We start from the raw sequence: 19,277 nt of genomic DNA, 5'->3' as shown, positions 1-19,277 counted from the left end.
TTAGCTTGAACGAAGAGAAAGCCGCGTCATTTAGGCGCAGTCGGTAACATGCCCTTATAGGGCTAGAGCAAACCACCCGCTATGCGGGTGGTTCTGATTTATTTATGTTTGTATCAAAATTAAAAACCTTTCACAATTTTAGGTTTGGGAACTTACTGGAAGCGGACGTGCGGTTGCTTCGCCAAATATAATCGCCTGTCAGATTGATATGTTCCTAGTCTAATTTTTATTGGGATATTCATTTCATTAAATTAACGTGTTATCTGATAATCAATAAACTGAGAAATCGTATTATTTCAAGTTGTTCTACGGGTATATTTCCGATTGAGAAAAACAAATTTTGAACACGTTTGATTGTTGACATTAGAATTCAGCTCTCTTTTTCCTCGGGGGGGATCTGGCTCATACCTACGCGTGCAAGAAACCATGGCTCGGATCCAATGCCTTTCACCTTCGGATAAATGGATCATATGTCTTGCAAGATGTTGATATTGCCGTCGATTATAAAGATAAAGTGCTTGCAAAAATCCAAATTGGTAACTTTCCATAAGACTTGGCTGTGGATTATCTTGTAAAGTTTCAAGGGAGGCAACACCCAGTTCATTAGCAATATGCCATCTTTCTCTTGGGGGGGGATGAAACGAAACTGAATTTGTTATTGGATGAGAAAGCCCTACTGCATGTCCAAATTCATGGAGAAGAAATGAATAAGTGAAATTTTCTAGTAAAACGCGCCGATCGTTGGTTCCAAAGTTAGTTTCTAATTGTTGTAACTGTGCTCTAGTTATTTCAACACTTTGCCTAATGTATATTCCAGGCGATGTAATAAAAGAGTAGTGTCTAACAAGATATCTTAATTCTGAATAACCTGCTTCATATGTAATTGCAATAGAATCTTGCATATTAGAATCATAAAAATAAGAATTTGGAACTGTTCGTATAATAAAATTTGGAAAGCCACCACCTGATGACAATGGTGCGATAGTTAAGCCTTGACTCCTAAGAATTTCATTCCAATATGTTGCCGCTTCATCAACAAGAGGTTCCAAAAGAATATCTTCACTCTCACCACCTTCTATATTAAAACGCATTGTTATTTGTGGATCTATATAATAACGCATAAAAGGTCCATAATGGTATGTTGCTGAATATGGCAGAGGGGTATTAGTGTGCAGTGTTTCTTCTTCAATGAAGAAGCTAATATGATTATAGGTTGGATCAGATGGGTCAAAATGAGAAGGTTGAGCATAGCCATGAATCGTTGCCGTAAGTAAAATAAAACTTAGCAGGTTAAATACTTTTAATGGCTTGAAAAAATTCTTATACATATGGTTTCCTTTTTTATATTTAATTAAAGATACATCCTAAAGTAGGATGCTTAATGCGCCCCTCATTTCAGGCTGAATTTATGGGACTAAGAATGATATAAATGATATGTATATAAAATCCTTTCTTAATTTGATGAAATATAAGATTGATTTATGATATAAAAATTTAATAAATAAAATTTTATATTTGTACATCTCTAAAAATCATGATGCCAATTTAAAAAATTTAAATTGTGGGCAAGACTTGTCAAAAGGTTATCTGAAACAAAACACAAGGTGCAGAAAAAAATCACAATAAAATTGTTATTTATAATGTAAAAAAACTTTTCGATTTAATGTCAATACATTAAGATGATGGCCATCAAAGCTCACTTTTGGCGATTACGGCTATCTAAGAGCCAAGATACTCCCTCTACTCTAAGTCTGTTAACCACTCACCCACCGACTCAAGTAGGTGAGTGATTTATTTATGTTTGTATCAAAATTAAAAACCTTTCACAATTTTAGGCTTGGGAACTTACTGGAAGCGGACGTGCGGTTGCTTCGCCAAATATAATCGCCTGTCAGATTGATATGTTCCTAGTCTAATTTTTATTGGGATATTCATTTCATTAAATTAACGTGTTATCTGATAATCAATAAACTGAGAAATCGTATTATTTCAAGCTGTTCTACGGGTATATTTCCGATTGAGAAAAACAAATTTTGAACACGTTTGATTGTTGACATTAGAATTCAGCTCTCTTTTTCCTCGGGGGAGGACGTGGCTCATACCTACGCGTGCAAGAAACCATGGCTCGGATCCAATGCCTTTCACCTTCGGATAAATGGATCATATGTCTTGCAAGATGTTGATATTGCCGTCGATTATAAAGATAAAGTGCTTGCAAATATTCAAATTGAAAATTTTCCATAAGACCTGGTTGTGGATTATCTTGTAAAGTTTCAAGAGGGGCAACACCCAGTTCATTAGCAATATGCCATCTCTCTCTTGGTGGTGGATAAAACCTAACTGGATTTGATAGTGTTCTTGGATGAGAAAGCCCTACTGCATGTCCAAATTCATGGAGAATAAGTGTGTAAACGAAATTTTCTAGTAAAACATGCCGATCGTTGGTTCCAAAGTTAGTTTCTAATTGTTGTAACTCTTCTCTGGTTATTACATCACTTTGCCTAATGTATATTCCAGGCGATGTAATAAAAGGGTAGTGTCTAACAAGATATCTTAATCCTGAATAACCTGCTTCATATGTAATTGCCATAGAACTTTGCATATTAAAATCATAAAAATAAGAAGTTGGAACTGTTCGTATGATAAAATTTGGAATGCCACCACCTGATGACAATGGTGCGATAGTTAAGCCTTGACTCCCAAGAATTTCATTCCAATATGTTGCCGCTTCATCAACAAGAGGTTCCAAAAGAATATCTTCACTCTCACCACCTTCTATATTAAAACGCATTGTTATTTGTGGATCTACGGAATAACGCATAAAAGGTCCATAATGGTATGTTGCTGAATATGGCAGAGGGGTTCTAGTGTGCAGTGTTCCACCTTCAATGAAGAAGCTAATATGATTATAGGCTGGATCAGATGGGTCAAAATGAGAAGGTTGAGGTTCAGGTTCAGGTTCAGGTTGAGCATAGCCATGAATCGTTGCCGTAAGTAAAATAAAACTTAACAGGTGAAATACTTTTAATGGCTTGAAAAAATTCTTATACATATGGTTTCCTTTTTTTATATGTAATTTAAAGATACATTCTAAAGTAGGATGCTTAATGCGCCCCTCATTTCAGGCTGAGTTTATGGGGCTAAGAATGATGTAAATGATATGTATATAAAATCCTTTCTTAATTTGATGAAAAATAAGATTGATTTATGATATAAAAATTTAATAAATAAAATTTTATATTTATACATTTCTAAAAATCATGATGCCAATTTAAAAATTTTAAATTGCGGGCAAGACTTGTCAAAAGGTGATCTGAAAAAAACACAAGGTGCAGCAAAAGAAATCACAATAAAATTGTTATTTATAATTTAAAAAAACCTTTTCGATTTAATGTCAATACATTAAGATGATGGCCATCAAAGCTCACTTTTGGCGATTACGGCTATCTAAGAGCCACGATACTCCCTCTACTCTATAGAGTCAATTAATGCATAGCGAGGATGGATCAATTTGCCTCATATTTTATTATATAAAGTAAATCAGTAAATACTATACTGTTTGTCCCTAAAGCTACAACCGGTGGGACTCCTACTATTAACATAGCGGGAGTTGGTATTAATCCTCCTCCAGCAATAACATCAATAAAACCAGCAAATATGGCTACAAAGAAGGGAATTCATTTTATTGAAATATCTATATTATGCAGAATATTTTCATATTACTTGTTTGATTTTCTTTCATACTAACAGATTGTCAAATACAAGGCTGGAAAGTACAGGAAAAGATAAATAGTTTATTGATATTAATATTATCTAAATTGGATGAATATGACTGAGAAAAAATTGTCGATAATATTAAGGCAGGCTCAATATTATTGAGCCTGCCTAGCCTATTAAGAAAAACAAATTTTTGCCCAACGTGCCAGACCCGTTGTTACTGAACCGAAGTAATTACCTCCAACCAGCGGGATCCTCGGCAATTTTTGTTCAACTGCCTGACGCAAAATGGGGGAACTGGCTGAGCCACCTGTCATAAAGATCACATCAGGTTGGGTTCCGCTTTGTGCCACAGCTTCACTAACTAATTTTGCCATTTTCTCTTTAGTGGAATCGATTGCCGTAATCATCTGATCACGTTGAATATCAACTTCAATTATCTCTGATAATAGATTGAGTTTAACGCGGCACTCAGCTTGCTCTGAAAGAGCAATTTTGGCTTCCTCTGCACTGCGAACCAGGCTGTATCCTAATGTCTCTTGGTACACTTTCAATAAACGTGCGAGTTTTTCGGGTTCTTGAGCATCTCTGTGCAAGGATTTTAATGCCGTCAAATTCTGGCGAGAGTAGAACTCTTTCTGTGCTTGTATGTCATTGATGGCAATCGGGTTCCAAAACTGCGTCAGTGGCATGTCAATACCTGAGGTAACTTTGCTGCCTAATCCAAAAGGATGCATGAGTTGTTTAAAAGTGAGATTAATATCTAAATCATTTCCCCCGATACGTTGACCAGTGTGCGCCAGTAAGCTGTCATTGCGCTCAGATAGGTTTCGCCAGCTTGGCCCCATTTGAATAACCGAGCAATCTGTTGTTCCGCCGCCAATATCAACGACCAATACGGTTTTATCTTCTGCTAATGTGGCCTCATATTCCAAGCCTGCTGCCACTGGTTCAAATTGGAATTCAATGTTGCGAAAACCTGCCCGTTTTGCTGCATTAAGTAAGATTTCCTCAGCTTGTTGATTCGATTTATCGCCACCACGCCCATGAAAATTGATTGGGCGGCCAATGACGACATCTTCGACAGCTTGCTGTTTATTAGTTTCTACTTGTTGTTTGATATTTGCCATCATGGCACAAACCAGATCCTCAAAAAAACTGATTTGAGTATCTCTTAATCCCATTGCTCCCAGAAAAGACTTTGGTGATTTAACGTAATAAACATCTTGAGGATCTTCCAAATATCGAGCTAATGCTTTTTGTCCAAATACGAGATCACCTGGCAAAAGTTCAATGCCTTCCTCTCGGTTTGCCGTGAGTGCGCTACGAAGTAGTTGCTCACCTGTTTTATTACCTGGTTTGATATTCCAGTGGCGAAATAAGTACTCGGAAACGGCTTCTCTGGTCGGTGCAGCCAGAGCAGAAGGCATATAGAAGCTACCATTTTCAATAGCAATTAGCTGTGATGTATCTCCTATCATCTCTGCTACCGCGCAATTCGATGTGCCATAGTCAAAACCGATGAACATAGGTTTCCTCATATTTAATCGTGGAATATTTTAAAAGGGCAAAGATGCTATCCTAAATTATCTTTAAACGCGAGCAGACTATTAGGATTATTTTCTATTTAATAAAGAACAAATAAAGGTACATATTAAGGCGAGTCCTGCCAAAAATAGCATTAGCGTTTGATATCCCAGAGCGAATGTATCGAAACTAGCTAACAAGAATACAGCAAATGCTATGCCACAAGCACCACCTATATTGTGAATAGTCCACGAAGTGCCCATAGCGACTGCGGCTTGCTCACGGGGAAGAGAACTTAAGGCGATAAGTGTTGATGGGCCAAGGATAGAACCCCATCCGATTCCAAATAACAGTAATGGCAGAATGAACCACCCAATATTTAACTGTGTTGAAGCAAGTGCAAATAGCGCTGCGGCAACGACAAAAAATAATAGTCCAACAACAATGATCCGTTGTGGACCTAAATTTTCACTACGATTTCCTACCCAAGGCGAAGTTAAAGCGAATGTAACGGTAGCAGGTAATAGCAATAACCCTATTTCAATATCGTTTTTTGCTAATTGACCAGAGAAAAATATAGGTAATGTTAATAATACTATACAGTAGAAAAATGCCAGAAAAAACGTTGCTAGTAATGCTGAAACAAAACGCTTATTGTGGAAGAAATGGAATTCGACTATAGGTTCCGGTGTCTTGAGTTCATGGTATATAAATAGCAATAGTGCGATTATCGCAATTATCAATAGAGTCCATTGTTGTAGTTTTTCTTCATTGAGAGAGAAATAACTGACTAAACTCATTAAGAAAATGACAAGCAACAAGCAGCCGAGGGCATCTAGTTTTTTGTTGTTTTTGGTTTTAGATTCAGGAATAGACCAAGCACAAAGAACCAAGCTGATAAAAATGAAGGGGATATTGATGAAGAAAGCGTAACGCCAATTGATTATACCAGCGAATAACCCACCTATAATAGGCCCTATAGCAAGACCAAAGCCATTGATACCAAATAAGATACCAAGGGCTTTCCCTTGTTCATGCTCTTCAAATAAGTAAGAGATTACTGCTCCAGAAACAGTATAGAGAATTGCACAACCTATGCCTTGAATAAAACGAAAGATAGTGAGTGTTGTTAGGTTGGTTGCAAGCCCAACAAATAAAGATGCAATACCAAATAGAATCAATCCCCACATAAGCAATTTTTTTCGTCCTCGGCTGTCAGCCAATTTTCCAACCGGAACCATAAAAGCAGATAGGGCAATCATGAATACTGAAGTAATCCATTGTGTTCCTCTCAAAGGGGTATTAAATTCACGACCAATAGCTGGAATGATTGTATTTACAACAGTAAGATCTATACATCCGAGAAAACTAGCAATGCATATTCCAATTAAACCAGTATATTTTTTAGTTGATATGACAGATTTGTTCATTTAATAATTATCCCTACCTAAAGGAATATTAATATGCAATAAAAATTATCTTAATGCAAATGATAAAAAATGCTCATTTATAACTAAATGATAGTGCTTAATTACTATTTTTTATATTTAATTTTTACTTGAAAATAACCATAAAGCCAACTTGTTATTTTATGCGGGAGATAGTGGGTTGATATTTTAATAATGGCTCTATAAATAATGGATAATATAAAATATTCCATTTATTTCATTGTTTTGTATTGTGTGTGGATTCTACATTAATATTTTATTAAGAATAAATTTATCCTTAACAGTGCTGAGAATTTCATTAATCAATATTCATTGATTATTATGAAATTCCTAAGAGTGGGTATACGGAGATTATCTTTCTCAAGCGAATTTATTTACTCTAATCATAGAGCGATTTCTGTTTCTGAAAATACCAAGTATAATATTGAAAATTTTTCATTTTATACCTATAACAGTTTAGACAAAGGCCAAACATATGACGCGTTATGAACAATTGGCTGGAGTGATCCGCCAACAAATAGAAGACGATATTTGGCAAGTGGGTGATAGATTACCCTCATTGCGGGAATCGGTGAAATCGTCGGGTTTGAGCTTGATGACTGTGCTACAAGCTTACCAATTGCTGGAAAGCCAAGGATGGATTGTGGCGCGTCCACAATCGGGGTATTACGTTGCCACTCGATTAAAACCCTTTGCGGCGGCAAAAGGGGGCAAAGAACTAAATCTAAGTGAAAATGTGGAGATCAGTGCTTCTATATTTGATGTCTTACAGGCATGCAAAGATCCACAAATTATTCCTTTCGGTTCGGCATTTCCTGATCCTTCTTTATTGGTCGAACCCAAATTGTCAAAAATACTGGCTTCAGTCGCTCGCCGTTTTGTGCCACACAATTCACTGGCAAATTTGCCTCCAGGTAATGAAAAGTTACGGCGTAATATATCCCGTCGTTATGCTTCCCACGGTATCCATGTTTCCCCTGAGGAAATTGTTATTACCGCCGGAGCAATGGAATCATTAAGTTTCTGTTTGCAATCTGTCACTTCGCCGGGAGATTGGGTGGTGATTGAATCGCCAGCTTTTTATGGGGCGTTGCAAGCGATAGAACGGCTACGTTTGAAAGCCATTGCCATTAAGACAGATCCCCATACGGGCATTGATTTGTATACTTTAGAAGAAGTTGTGCAGAAATATCCAATAAAAGCTTGCTGGTTGATGTCGCGTTTTCAAAATCCATTGTGCTGCACAATGCCTCCTGAAAATAAACAGCGATTGGTAGGAATCTTGAATCAAAACCAGATCGCCCTGATTGAAGATGATGTATATGGTGAATTGTATTTCGAGCAGGAACCTCCGGCACCCATAAAAGCATGGGATACTGAAAATAATTTCATGCACTGTTCATCATTTTCAAAATGCCTTGCTCCCGGTTATCGGGTAGGCTGGGTTGCGGCAGGCAAACATGCGAAGAAAATTCAGCAATTACAGATGATGAGCACGGTGTCTGCCAGTACGCCGATACAGTTGGCGATTGCGGACTATTTAGCACAGGGAGGATATGACAATCACCTGCGTCGATTAAGGCGGCAGTTGGAACAACGGCAAAATCGGATGCTATGGGCAATTAGTGAGTACTTTCCCCAATCTGTGAAAGTAAATAGTGCACGTGGTGGTTATTTTCTCTGGCTGGAGTTTGAACCTCCTTTTAATGCCAACCGACTCTATCAACTGGCATTAGCAAAGAATATCAGCATTGCACCAGGTTGCATGTTTTCCACTAGCACTCAGTTTGATCATGCCTTTCGTTTGAATACTTCATTTGCCTGGAATGAAACTCAGGCTTTGGCAATGAAAGAATTGGGGAATATGTGCCATATGCTTTTAAAGGAATGCGGGTAATCAATCACATTTCAACTATCTCAATGTTGTCGTAGGGGAAATTATTTGCCAATGTTCCTGTTAACAAGTTGATACTGGTTATCTTTTAGCATTGTAAACAAGATTTAAAAGTGGTGAGGGAGTGGCATGAAAATGAAATGCTTCGATTATGCGACATTGCCAAGAGTACAATGGTCTGGAGGGGAAGGCGAAACAAAGGATATTGTTTGTTGGCCTGTATCTGATGATTTCTCCTGGAGAGCTTGTTTTACGACTGTCCATCAAAGTGGAGTATTAGGGCAATTTCCTGATGTTGAATGTTCAATCGTTTTATTAAAAGGAAAGGGTGTCCGCTTGACCAGCCCGGGTTTTTTGGAGCACGAATTGGTGAAAAAGATGACCCCATTTAACTTTTCAGGTGATATTTTGGCACATGCGGAATTATTGGATGGCCCTGTTCAGTGTTTCAATATCATGACTCGCCGTTCATGCTGGGCTTCTGAGATTTCAGTTATTTCTGATGAACGTTTATTGCCGACATCACACAGTGGTGTACTTTATGTTTTAAAAGGACGTTGGGAAATGACAGGAGCAAATTGTGTCCAGCTTGCTTTTGGTCAAGGCGCATGGTGGTTACCGGATATACGAGAAGGGGTAATTAAGCCGTTGATTGCGGATAGCCAGCTATTGTGGGTTGATTTACGTCCGATTGGGTGAATGGGATAATCATTGAAAACTAATATAATTAACGGCTTGCTTTGTAGCAGGCCGTTAAGTTTTATGCAGTTAAATTCAATGAGTTTAAGTTTTAGTTAAAAAAAATTACCTAAAAAATGAAAAATAGCTAAAAGAGTATAATCTTAAACTATAAGCATATAACGATAAAAGTAATATATCCAAGATATTATTATTTTTGTTATTGATAGTTAAATAAATTATTTCTTCTAGTTGTGGATAGCTATCAAGGTAACAGAAATTATGAAAATTCAGTTTACATTCTGGTAAGGGTTTAATAATTATGAAAAAAATATTGATGGCTACTCCATTGTTGGCTTTTTCTTTTGGGAGCATGGCAGCACCTGCTCTATCACAATTGGATTGGTACGATGGCAGTGTATCTTTTTCGCTTGGGCTTGGTTGGCTAAAAGGAGAATCTAACGAGCATCTCTATGGATATTCCAAAGATCCAAAATACAAAAGCAGTCAATTGAATTGGAAAATGGGCGATGTTCTGATTGCCAGAGGAAAAGTTTCCTGGGATCCCCTTGATAGGCTAACCGTGAATGCGGGTGGTTGGACCAGATTATCGTCACGTAATAGCAAAATGGTTGATTACGACTGGCTGGATGTAAACCAAAATCATTGGACTCATTGGTCATCCAGCTCAAATACCTCCCTAAACGATGCTAATGAATTTGATTTTAATGCCGCAGGTTGGTTAATTAAACAATCGAATTACAAATTAGGAGCTGTATTAGGTTATCAGGAAACACGTTTCAGTTGGACGGCTTATGGTGGTCATTATATCTATGATAATGGTGCTAATATCGGCGAATTTCCTGCTGGGATGGCCGGAGTTGGCTATAAACAAAAATATAGCCTGCCATATATTGGATTAGCTGGACAGTATCGTTATCAGGATTTTGAATTTAACCTTTTACTAAAATATAGCCAGTGGGTAAAAGCCTGGGGCAACGACGAGCACTATATGCGTCGTTTAACCCTTCCTCAGCGATCTGATAAGGTACGTTACATTGGTGCCAGCATTGATGCTGGTTATTATTTAACGCAAAATACGAAGGTGTATGCGGCGTTTATCTGGAATAAATATCGCGAAGGTAAAGGTCAAACGAGGCTTATCTATTATGATGCTGGCTACACCAAAAATTTAGGTGACAATTCTATCGGAATTGAAAACCGAAACTACAGTATCGATCTTGGATTACAGTACCATTTTTAATTTTCTTATCATCGTATAACTGACAGTTACCGTTTTTTCGTTTTCGGTATCTGTCAGTTTAAGCCATACCCATTTTCACAGTTCAGTAAAATATCGCTTTACAATCTCCCGGCCAATCTCTATCGAAGCCGTGGCTGCCGGTGAAGGGGCATTGCAAACATGCAGCGAACGACGGCCTTTCACAAAGTGAAAATCATCCACCAATTTACCATCAGTGGTCAAGGCCTGGGCGCGCACGCCGGCTGGCCCTGGGGTGATATCTTCCGGTTGCAAATCAGGAATAAGCTGGCGGGCATTTTCGGTAAAAAGCTGGCGAGAAAAGGAACGTCGCATTTCTGCCATGCCTTCACAGAAATAACGTGTGGCGATTTTCCAAAATCCGTTGTAAGTCAGTACCTCGGCTAAATCCCGTAGATTGAAATCTGTTTTGTTATATCCTTCACGCTTAAATGCCAATACTGCATTCGGGCCGACATCGCGTTTGCCATTGTGCATCCGCGTAAAATGAACACCGAGGAAAGGAAAATCAGGGTTAGGAACGGGATAAATCAGATGATTAACCAGATAATTTTTACTGCTATCCAGAACATAATATTCACCGCGGAAAGGAACGATCTTCATACCTGTCTTATAGCCTGCTAACCTGGCAATTCTGTCACTGTGCAATCCAGTACAATTCACCAGCCATTTTGCCTGATAATGGGTTTGCTGAGTTTGTACCTCAACATAATCACTATGTTCATAAATACCCTGAACTTGCTGTTGATAATAAATATCACCACCCTTGGTTTGAATGATTTCAGCCAGTTTAGCCGCAATTTCTGGATAATTCACGATCCCTGCATCTGGCACCAATATTGCCTCAAGGCCGTTGACATAAGGCTCGCGCTCTTTCAGTTGGGTTTGTGAGAGGAGGATGACTTCAAGGCCGTTTTTCAATCCTCGCTGGTAGATATTTTCCAGTAGGGGAAGCTCCTTGAGTTGTGTGGCGACAATCACCTTACCACAACGGTCGTAATATAATCCGTGTTGTTGACAAAATTCATATATTGTACGGTTTCCTTGTTTTGCCAGTTGTGCTTTTAAACTGCCAGGAGTGTAATAAATGCCGGAGTGCACAACGTTACTATTGTGACCGCTTTGATGTACAGCCACGCCATTTTCTTTATCTAATATCAGCAAGCGCAAGTGCGGATGCTGTTCTTGTAAGGCATTAGCGGTGCCAAGCCCGACCAATCCTGCACCAATAACAATCACATCATACATTTTTAGGGTGTTCCTCATTATTCTTATTTTTTACACGTTCCAATTTATTGCGTAAGAAATGCATGGTTCCTGCCACGATAATCAATACTATTCCGGCTAGGTCTGTGATCATTCCCGGTTTGATTAACAGGATCGCGGCAATAGCGAAGAGAATTCTTTCTAGCCAATGGGTTTTGTACATCCAGAAATTAGCACTGGCAACAGAAAGCGAATAGATGCCAATCAGTGCAGTCAGGATCATATAACTAATGGATAGGACGCTTAAGTCATCACCTTGTATCAATAATGCTGGGTTGTACACCAAAATAAATGGAATGATAAAACCTGGCAGAGCCAGATAGACCGCATTCCATGAAGTCTGTATTGGATCAGCGCGGGCAATGCTGGCGGCCGTGTAACTGGCGAGTGCGACAGGTGGGGTAATATTGGAAAGTGCACCAAACCAAAAAACAAAGAAATGGGCAGCTAATGGCAAAACCCCCGCCTTGATCAATATAGGTGACACTGTCACCGCAACAACAATATACAAGGCAGTTGAAGGTAGTCCCATACTGAGGACAATACAAACTACCATAACAACCAGCAGTATCATCCACAGGGTATTGTTGGTCAGGGATACGATATTGAAAGCGAGGGTTGATCCAATGCCTGTCATGGTAACAACACAAATAATAACGCCAATGGCCGCACAGGCGACAGTGACCTGAATAGCTCCACGGGCAGCTTCATTCAGGGCAGCGGCGATTTTCCTGGGAGTCATGCGCACGGAAGTATCTGGTGTGATCCAACTTGCGATAATAATCGCGATAATACCGAGAAAACCGGCATAAATCGGCGTTTTTCCGGTCAATAAAGTTCCAATCACGATAAAGAGTGGCAATAATAGTAGGCCACGGGATTTGAGTACCGCTTTGACTTGGGGAATATTTTCCTTGCTGACACCTTTCAATCCTTGTTTTTTGGCTTCCAGATCAATGGCAATAATCAGGGCTGCGTAATAGAGCAGTGCCGGAATAATGGCTGCAATCACAATAGTGGTGTAAGAAATGCCTAAAAAACCGGCCATGATAAATGCGGCTGCTCCCATAATCGGCGGCATGATCATGCCTCCTGTTGATGCCGCTGCTTCGACAGCACCGGCAAAACGGGGAGACAGGCCAATGTTTTTCATCAGGGGAATAGTGAAGGTTCCGGTTGTGGCAACGTTGGCAACAGCACTGCCACTAAGTGAACCCGTTAGGGCAGAGGAAATAACTGCAACCTGGGCTGGACCACCACGACGACGTCCAGCCATTGCCATGGCAAGGTCATTGAATAATGCCGTTGCGCCGCTGACGCTTAAGAATGCACCAAACAGGATAAAAACAATAATTGCCGTTGATGCCGTGGATAGGGTAATGCCGAAAATCCCTTCACTGGTCATAAATAATCGGAATAGCAAACGCTCAAGTGAAAATCCGGCATGACCGAAGATACTCATGAAATAGTTGCCAAATAAAGCATAGATGATGCCAAAAAGGGATAAACTCGGTATGAAATAGCCGGTTGTACGTCTCGCGGCCTCAAATAATACACCGATACCGATGACAGACATCACATAATCTGTGGTATTGGGAATACTGTTGCGTACAACATGCAAGTCAGTGTAAGTAAAATAAAAATACCCATAGCTAACTAATGTGAGCAGAATAAAAAAGTAATCCCAATAATTAAATTTGGGAGTTGAATAACGTTTGGAAATCGGAAACAGAATAAAGCCTAACACCAGAATGCCAGCGAGAAATGTTGCATTACGATAAAATTCCTGCGTATTGGATAACGCATTGGAATAGATAGCATACAGGGAAATAGCGATGGCAAGTATTGTCGTGAACTTCAAATAGAAGCCAATTAAATGGCGGCTGCCTGATCCTGCTTCTTTATCCAGCTCCATCGTGGATGGTGTTACATTATCAGTATTCATGGTGACTCCATAATATTATGGTCAAAACATGATGGGAAAATTACGTTGAACTTTATGATTTCAGGTCAAAAATCATTATTGGCTGTCTGTAGCTTTAAGTTCTGGAGGCACAAGATAGTCAGGAATATCCAGACCAATTTCGCGATAATATCGATATGCACCAAGATGTAATGGTACGGCAACACCTTTCAATGCGTTTTCAGGCAGAATGTATTTTGCGGAGCTATGGATCTGATGGACTTCTTTTTGATTTTCAAACATCACTTTTGTTAATTCATAGATAGTTTTTTCATCTATTTTGCGGGTTGTCATCAGAATATTGGGTTGCGCAATCGTTTGGATAGGCTGTTTTTGCCGTGGATAAGTCTCTGGCTTAATGACGAAACGAAACCATGAGTTGGCAATAGCGTTAATCTTTTTCAGTTGTTCATCTGTCACATTTAGAATACGTGCAGGAACACCACTGGCATACATATCTGTGACTGCTGAAGCGGGTACACCCGCAGGTAAGGCACCACCATCAAGACGACCGTCCCGCATAGCTGAAACTGTATCGCCATAACCAAGATATTCTGGATGAATATCTTGCTTGCTGAGATTGACACCTTGCAAAATGATCACAGTAGATTGTTCAGTACCGCTGGCTTGCGGCCCGACAGAGAAACGCGTTCCGGCAATATCATTTAGTGTGCCATCTTTGACTTTATCGTCTAATAAAACAAAATGTTCAACATTTGGCCAAAGAACGGAGATAGAACGTAGATCCTGATAAGGACGGTTTTTGAAATTTCGGACACCTTGATAGGCTTCGACGGCGAGCAAACTTTGTAAAATAGCCAGTTGGGCTTCATTTTTTTGGAGCAGATCAATATTTTCAATCGAACCGGCTGAAGATTGTCCCGTAACCTGGATATTTTCCTGTTTCAGATGGTTACTCCAGACATTGGCCAGACCGACTCCCATTGGATAGTAAGTTCCTCCTGTGGAAGCTGTAGCAACGGAGAGAAAACGTTTATGGGCATTTTCTATTTTTCCTGTAATGGCCATGATGACCAGAGCAATGGCAACAATAGCTGTCAATAGGAGCTTTATTTTTGAGGAAGCCATATTCTTTATAGTCATAATGTGGTTACCAGATGATGTTGTGTAATAAATGTTAAATGCTTGTATTCACTTGTATACAACATTACTTATCTGGTTCGGAGTTTTATGTTGAAAATTTGTGATAGATGTTTTGTGTTCCTTAAAAAATAAACGAAAAATATGAAGTTACTGATAGATTTTAAGTGGGAGAAGCTCAGTGCATAATCTTGCAGAGGATAAAAAAATCAGGTTTTATAAATAAATTTCATAATAACTTTCAGGAGAGCTTAATTCAGTCAAAATCTCTATCGTTTTATGATGATTCAATACTGATGATTTGTAATAAGGTTAATTTAATCGCTTCCTTAAACTCATCCCTATTACTTGAGGAGAGAGAATAATGACTACGACACAGAATGGTATTAATTACTATAATATTCAGACCCGTTATGCAGGTATTGCAGTAACAGATACTGGCGGGAGTGGGTTACCTGTTCTTTTCATCCATGGTAATTCAAGTTGTAAAGAAATATTTCATCATCAAATTAATCAGTTAAAAGGGAAGTATCGGGTTTTGGCGTTAGATTTGCCAGGGCATGGTTCATCATCAAATGCCAGTGAACCACGTCAGGCATATTCAATGCCAGGTTTTGCACATACGGTCATTGAGGTACTAGAAAAAATAGGCATTAACAGAGTGGTAGTATTTGGTTGGTCATTAGGAGGTCATATTGGGTTGGAAATGTTGGTGTTGTTTCCTAAAATGATTGGCTTAATGATTTGCGGTACTCCACCGGTATCAGTCGGTGCAGATAACGTGGCTCTTGGTTTTCGTCCTGGTTTGGGGCTTGCTGGCAAGGCGGAATTTACTGAGGAAGATATCAAAATTTTTGTATCTGATACTTATGGTGTTAATGCGCCTCATGAGCCTTTTATTATTGAAGCAGTGATAAGAACAGATGGATTGGCACGGCAGTATATGTTTGAGGCTTTTCTTTCCCCTCAAGCAACAGATCAAAAATTATTGGTTGAAACCAGCGAGATACCGTTAGCGATTGTTAATGGAGCGGATGACCCATATATTAATTTTGACTATATTGATGGCCTCAATTACCGAACTCTTTGGAAAAGGAAAATAGTTAGTTTAGCTGGTCTTGGTCATGCACCGTTCTGGGAAGCACCGGAATTATTCAACCCAATCTTGATCAAATTCCTTAAAGACTTTCAATGAAATTAGGTGTAATAAAACAATTAATTATGATAAATAATAGCGGGAGACTTTGATTATATGCTGGTTCAATAAATCATTCCAAAGCTCCCGCCATTATATTTTAAAAATCCATTCTGTCATTACTTTTATAGATTCTGACTTCAACTTTCTAACGTAAAAATAGAGTTTTGGCTAGAATCGGATTAAATAATGATAAGAATATCATGGTTTTTTATTCGTGCAATATTATAACTAAGTTACACGCAAAATCCTTGGAGGATTTTATTTTGTATTAGACTACATGCTTCTTCGCATTTTTGATCTATAGTTTGGTTAAATAACTTACAGACTAATGCATTTGCGTTAGCTGCGACGACTGTTCCTATAAGTAATGACAGCATACAAGCCGCTAATTTTCTTTTCATGATTTGTACCTCATAGAGTTAGAGATTAACATGAATAAAAGCATCAAGATTCATTATGTGATGAGTGTTAATGTCAGAACTAGTGTTAACATCAACATGCTCATTTTTACAAGTGTTCTGTGTATTTGGCTATTGATTTTTTCAATGTATTGATGTTTTGTTTACAAAATTATAACCTTTGTTTTTCATTATGTTATAGAAAAATAATGATAAAAGACAAGCCAAATATATTTTGGATGAGTTCAATTTTTTGGAGAGTGTTAATAAAATGTTTTATTTTTTGTGTGATAATTAATAGCGTTACTTTTTTATATTTTTGTTGAGTGGTTTTATATTGGTTCGATTTTAGGAAAAATAAGAATCCACCTGATATACAAGTGGATATATGCGATCTTTATTTTCTCTTAGAAAAATACAGATAAATGTTTTTTTATTCGTTGAATATCTTGAGAAATTTGTGGGTTTTTTATCACATCATAACAAGAAAATGTTGGTATTGGAGACATACCTAAAAACTGGTTTGCCTTGTGAAAAGGGTAGTAAACACTGTCAATGCCTTTTCCTTCAAAGAATTGATTGGGATCTTCAAATGATTCCAGTGGTGCATTCCAGGTTACTGAAAACATATAGGCCTTGCCTTGTATCAGGCCGCCTGAACCATATTTTTGGGCAGGATCATGACGGGTTCTCCCATCATTCTTAAATAAGGCACCGCGGCCAGCCTGGAAAACCTCATCGACATATTTCTTTAGAATCCACGGTGCTCCCATCCACCAACCTGGCATTTGGTAAATAACACGATCTGCCCAAAGAAATTTATTAACCTCTGCGGCGATGTCATAACCCTTATCTACATCTGTTACTTGAACTTCATGGCCCATCTCTGTCAGGTAATCCTTGATAACTTCGGTTAATGCGTTATTTAGTTCTCCTTTCGATTCGTCAAAATCTTTTGCTGAATTGATAACTAAAATATGGCCCATAATAATCCTCTGTTTTATTTCATTGATAAACCGAGGATTATCTTAGGATTGATTTGGATTGGATACATGCCTATTTATTGTCAATCGTTGCCTAATTCTCCAGTAATACCTATTTTCTTCGTCTGAGTTACCCGAAACTTTTTCATATCTCGGCAGGGAGGTTCACCAAAAAGACGGCTATATTCACGATTGAATTGAGAAGTGCTTTCATAGCCAACCTGAAATGCGGTGGTTGTCATGTTTTGGTGTTGAGTTAGTAATATGTGCCTTGCTTCGTGTAAACGCAGCCATTTTTGGTATTGTAATGGGCTCATAGAAGTGACAGCCTTAAAGTGATGATGAAAAGAAGAGAGGCTCATTTTGGCGATTCTGGCAAGTTGTTCGACTTTAACCGGATCAGCAAAGTGTTCTTTTAACCATTGAATCGCATGGCTGATTTGGTGGCTTGGGCTTTCTTGGATAGCCATTTGTTGTAAACGTCCTCCTAACTCACTTTTCAGTAGCCGATAGATGATTTCTTGATGTATTAGGGGAAAGAGGATGGGAATATCTTCCGGTGTGTTTAATATATCCAATAGACGATTAAAACAGTCTAGCAGATCTGTTGTAGCAGAAATCACGGCTAATCCACATGTATCCTGAGTTTGACTCTTTATCGTGACCTTATTTTCAACCATTAACTTTGATATTTCCTGAATATCAAGTTTTAATATCAGAGCAAAAAAGGGTTTTTCCTTAGATGCGGTGCAAATCTGGGTAATGGTGGGAATATTTGTCGAAGTCACTAAGAGTTGTTGAGGATCGCAACAATATGAACGATCACCAATCGTCACCCGTTTTGTCCCCTGGGCAATAACCATAATACTGGGATCATATAGCCAACCAACGGGAGCTGTTGGTTGTTCCAAATGGCAGAAAGTCAATTGAGGAATCGTTGTTTTTACGTCGTGTGTATTGGGGCGTGTTAATTTGGCCACTTTGTTAGCCAATTGCTGTAGCTGGATTTCAATTTCTGTTCTATCGGGTTGTTGATTCGATGCACTCATTTTCTATTTACTTACCTGTATAAAAGCCATGAAATAAAGTTTGTACCATCGTGTTACACCTACGACTGATATCCTAAATGCAGTTTCAGCCAATGATAACGTAAAATGGTGCGATCAAAGTGGCTGTTATAGGCGAATGGAATAACGGTCCGATCAAGTAAATTTTACGTAATTCGGCAGGTATGGACGCACTACTAGTCACATACCATACCTGAGTAAGGTTATTGTTAACCGACCATACGAATAGCTAACCTAATGTTTTTCTACTGCGAGTGCCAAAAACATGGGACATTATTCGTTTTTTCATTAACCTGAGCTTCGCTTAAGAAGGGAACTAAAGTGCCTGAGGCACGATCAAAGTTTTTGCTAAAGAAAACAAAATCGTGGAGATCCTCAGGCATGTATAATTTAGAAGAACTTTACTGCTGCGTCGATGACTTTTGTCAAAAATTTATCCCTCTCTGGCATCAACAACTCATTGAAAACGGATTACGTAAACGACACCGCGAAGCGTCCCTTTCTCTCAGCGAAATCATGATGATCCTCATTTTATTCCATATGAGCCATTATCGTGATTTTAAAACGTTTTATAATGAACATGTAAAACAATATCTTATCCACGACTTTCCCGGATTAGTCAGTTATACCCGTATGCTTACCCTGAAGAAAAGGGTGCTTATCCCTTTATGCGCTTTTCTGTCGTCACGTAAGGTAACAACTCAAGGGATCGCTTTTATTGATTCCACCAAAATTGCCGTTTGTCATAACCTTCG

Annotated in this window: 13 protein-coding genes and 1 pseudogene; 5 read left to right on the top strand and 9 right to left on the bottom strand. The window is 38.7% G+C overall.

Annotated features, from left to right (window positions below):
- Positions 1-296: 296 nt before the first annotated feature.
- The 4 genes from Xentx_RS16430 to Xentx_RS16415 form a co-directional block, all read right to left on the bottom strand.
- Entirely contained in the window at positions 297-1,328 is a 1,032-nt protein-coding gene (locus tag Xentx_RS16430; RefSeq protein WP_074021539.1) for a zinc metalloprotease, read from the bottom strand.
- 728 nt (positions 1,329-2,056) lie between these two features.
- Positions 2,057-3,052: a zinc metalloprotease gene (locus tag Xentx_RS16425; protein WP_074021537.1), complete on the bottom strand. Its 996-nt coding sequence runs from the start codon at positions 3,050-3,052 to the stop codon at positions 2,057-2,059.
- An 841-nt stretch (positions 3,053-3,893) separates the two neighbouring features.
- Positions 3,894-5,246, bottom strand: coding sequence for a molecular chaperone (gene yegD, locus Xentx_RS16420; protein WP_074021535.1), 1,353 nt, complete (start codon positions 5,244-5,246; stop codon positions 3,894-3,896).
- A gap of 87 nt (positions 5,247-5,333) precedes the next feature.
- Positions 5,334-6,674 carry an MFS transporter gene (locus Xentx_RS16415; protein ID WP_074021533.1) on the bottom strand — a complete coding sequence of 447 codons (1,341 nt, stop codon included), beginning with the start codon at positions 6,672-6,674 and terminating at the stop codon, positions 5,334-5,336.
- A gap of 493 nt (positions 6,675-7,167) precedes the next feature.
- Here Xentx_RS16415 and Xentx_RS16410 point away from each other — a divergent pair, with 493 nt between their 5' ends.
- From Xentx_RS16410 to Xentx_RS16400, 3 genes are all read left to right on the top strand, one after another.
- Complete coding sequence (locus Xentx_RS16410; RefSeq protein ID WP_074021531.1) at positions 7,168-8,589, top strand: aminotransferase-like domain-containing protein; 1,422 nt, start codon at positions 7,168-7,170, stop codon at positions 8,587-8,589.
- 126 nt (positions 8,590-8,715) lie between these two features.
- Entirely contained in the window at positions 8,716-9,285 is a 570-nt protein-coding gene (locus tag Xentx_RS16405) for a HutD/Ves family protein (RefSeq protein WP_074021528.1), read from the top strand.
- Between the two features lie 301 nt (positions 9,286-9,586).
- Positions 9,587-10,528, top strand: a complete 942-nt coding sequence (locus tag Xentx_RS16400; protein ID WP_074021527.1) for an omptin family outer membrane protease — start codon at positions 9,587-9,589, stop codon at positions 10,526-10,528.
- A gap of 75 nt (positions 10,529-10,603) precedes the next feature.
- Here the strand turns inward: Xentx_RS16400 and lhgO are convergent, their stop codons facing one another.
- From lhgO to Xentx_RS16385, 3 genes are all read right to left on the bottom strand, one after another.
- Entirely contained in the window at positions 10,604-11,794 is a 1,191-nt protein-coding gene (lhgO, locus tag Xentx_RS16395) for an L-2-hydroxyglutarate oxidase (protein WP_074021525.1), read from the bottom strand.
- The gene (locus Xentx_RS16390) at positions 11,787-13,757 is read right to left on the bottom strand and encodes a TRAP transporter permease (RefSeq protein WP_074021523.1); all 1,971 of its coding nucleotides are present in this window, start codon (positions 13,755-13,757) and stop codon (positions 11,787-11,789) included. The genes lhgO and Xentx_RS16390 overlap by 8 nt, the downstream gene beginning before the upstream one ends.
- 75 nt (positions 13,758-13,832) lie before the next feature.
- The gene (locus tag Xentx_RS16385) at positions 13,833-14,864 is read right to left on the bottom strand and encodes a TAXI family TRAP transporter solute-binding subunit (protein ID WP_074021541.1); all 1,032 of its coding nucleotides are present in this window, start codon (positions 14,862-14,864) and stop codon (positions 13,833-13,835) included.
- A 376-nt stretch (positions 14,865-15,240) separates the two neighbouring features.
- Here Xentx_RS16385 and Xentx_RS16380 point away from each other — a divergent pair, with 376 nt between their 5' ends.
- Positions 15,241-16,071, top strand: a complete 831-nt coding sequence (locus Xentx_RS16380) for an alpha/beta fold hydrolase (protein ID WP_074021521.1) — start codon at positions 15,241-15,243, stop codon at positions 16,069-16,071.
- 808 nt (positions 16,072-16,879) lie between these two features.
- On the opposite strand, the gene Xentx_RS16375 is transcribed toward Xentx_RS16380, so the two are convergent.
- Together Xentx_RS16375 and Xentx_RS16370 are read right to left on the bottom strand one after the other, a co-directional pair.
- Complete coding sequence (locus Xentx_RS16375; RefSeq protein ID WP_074021519.1) at positions 16,880-17,458, bottom strand: NAD(P)H-dependent oxidoreductase; 579 nt, start codon at positions 17,456-17,458, stop codon at positions 16,880-16,882.
- Between the two features lie 80 nt (positions 17,459-17,538).
- Entirely contained in the window at positions 17,539-18,504 is a 966-nt protein-coding gene (locus Xentx_RS16370; protein WP_074021517.1) for an AraC family transcriptional regulator, read from the bottom strand.
- Positions 18,505-18,903: 399 nt separating this feature from the next.
- On the opposite strand from Xentx_RS16370, the pseudogene Xentx_RS16365 reads away from it, so the two are divergent.
- A pseudogene (locus Xentx_RS16365) lies at positions 18,904-19,277 on the top strand (IS982 family transposase); the annotation flags it as partial.

This window comes from Xenorhabdus thuongxuanensis (assembly GCF_001908095.1).
In the GTDB taxonomy this organism is placed as follows: Bacteria; Pseudomonadota; Gammaproteobacteria; order Enterobacterales; family Enterobacteriaceae; genus Xenorhabdus; species Xenorhabdus thuongxuanensis.
This window is presented reverse-complemented; position numbering and strand designations above follow the sequence as displayed.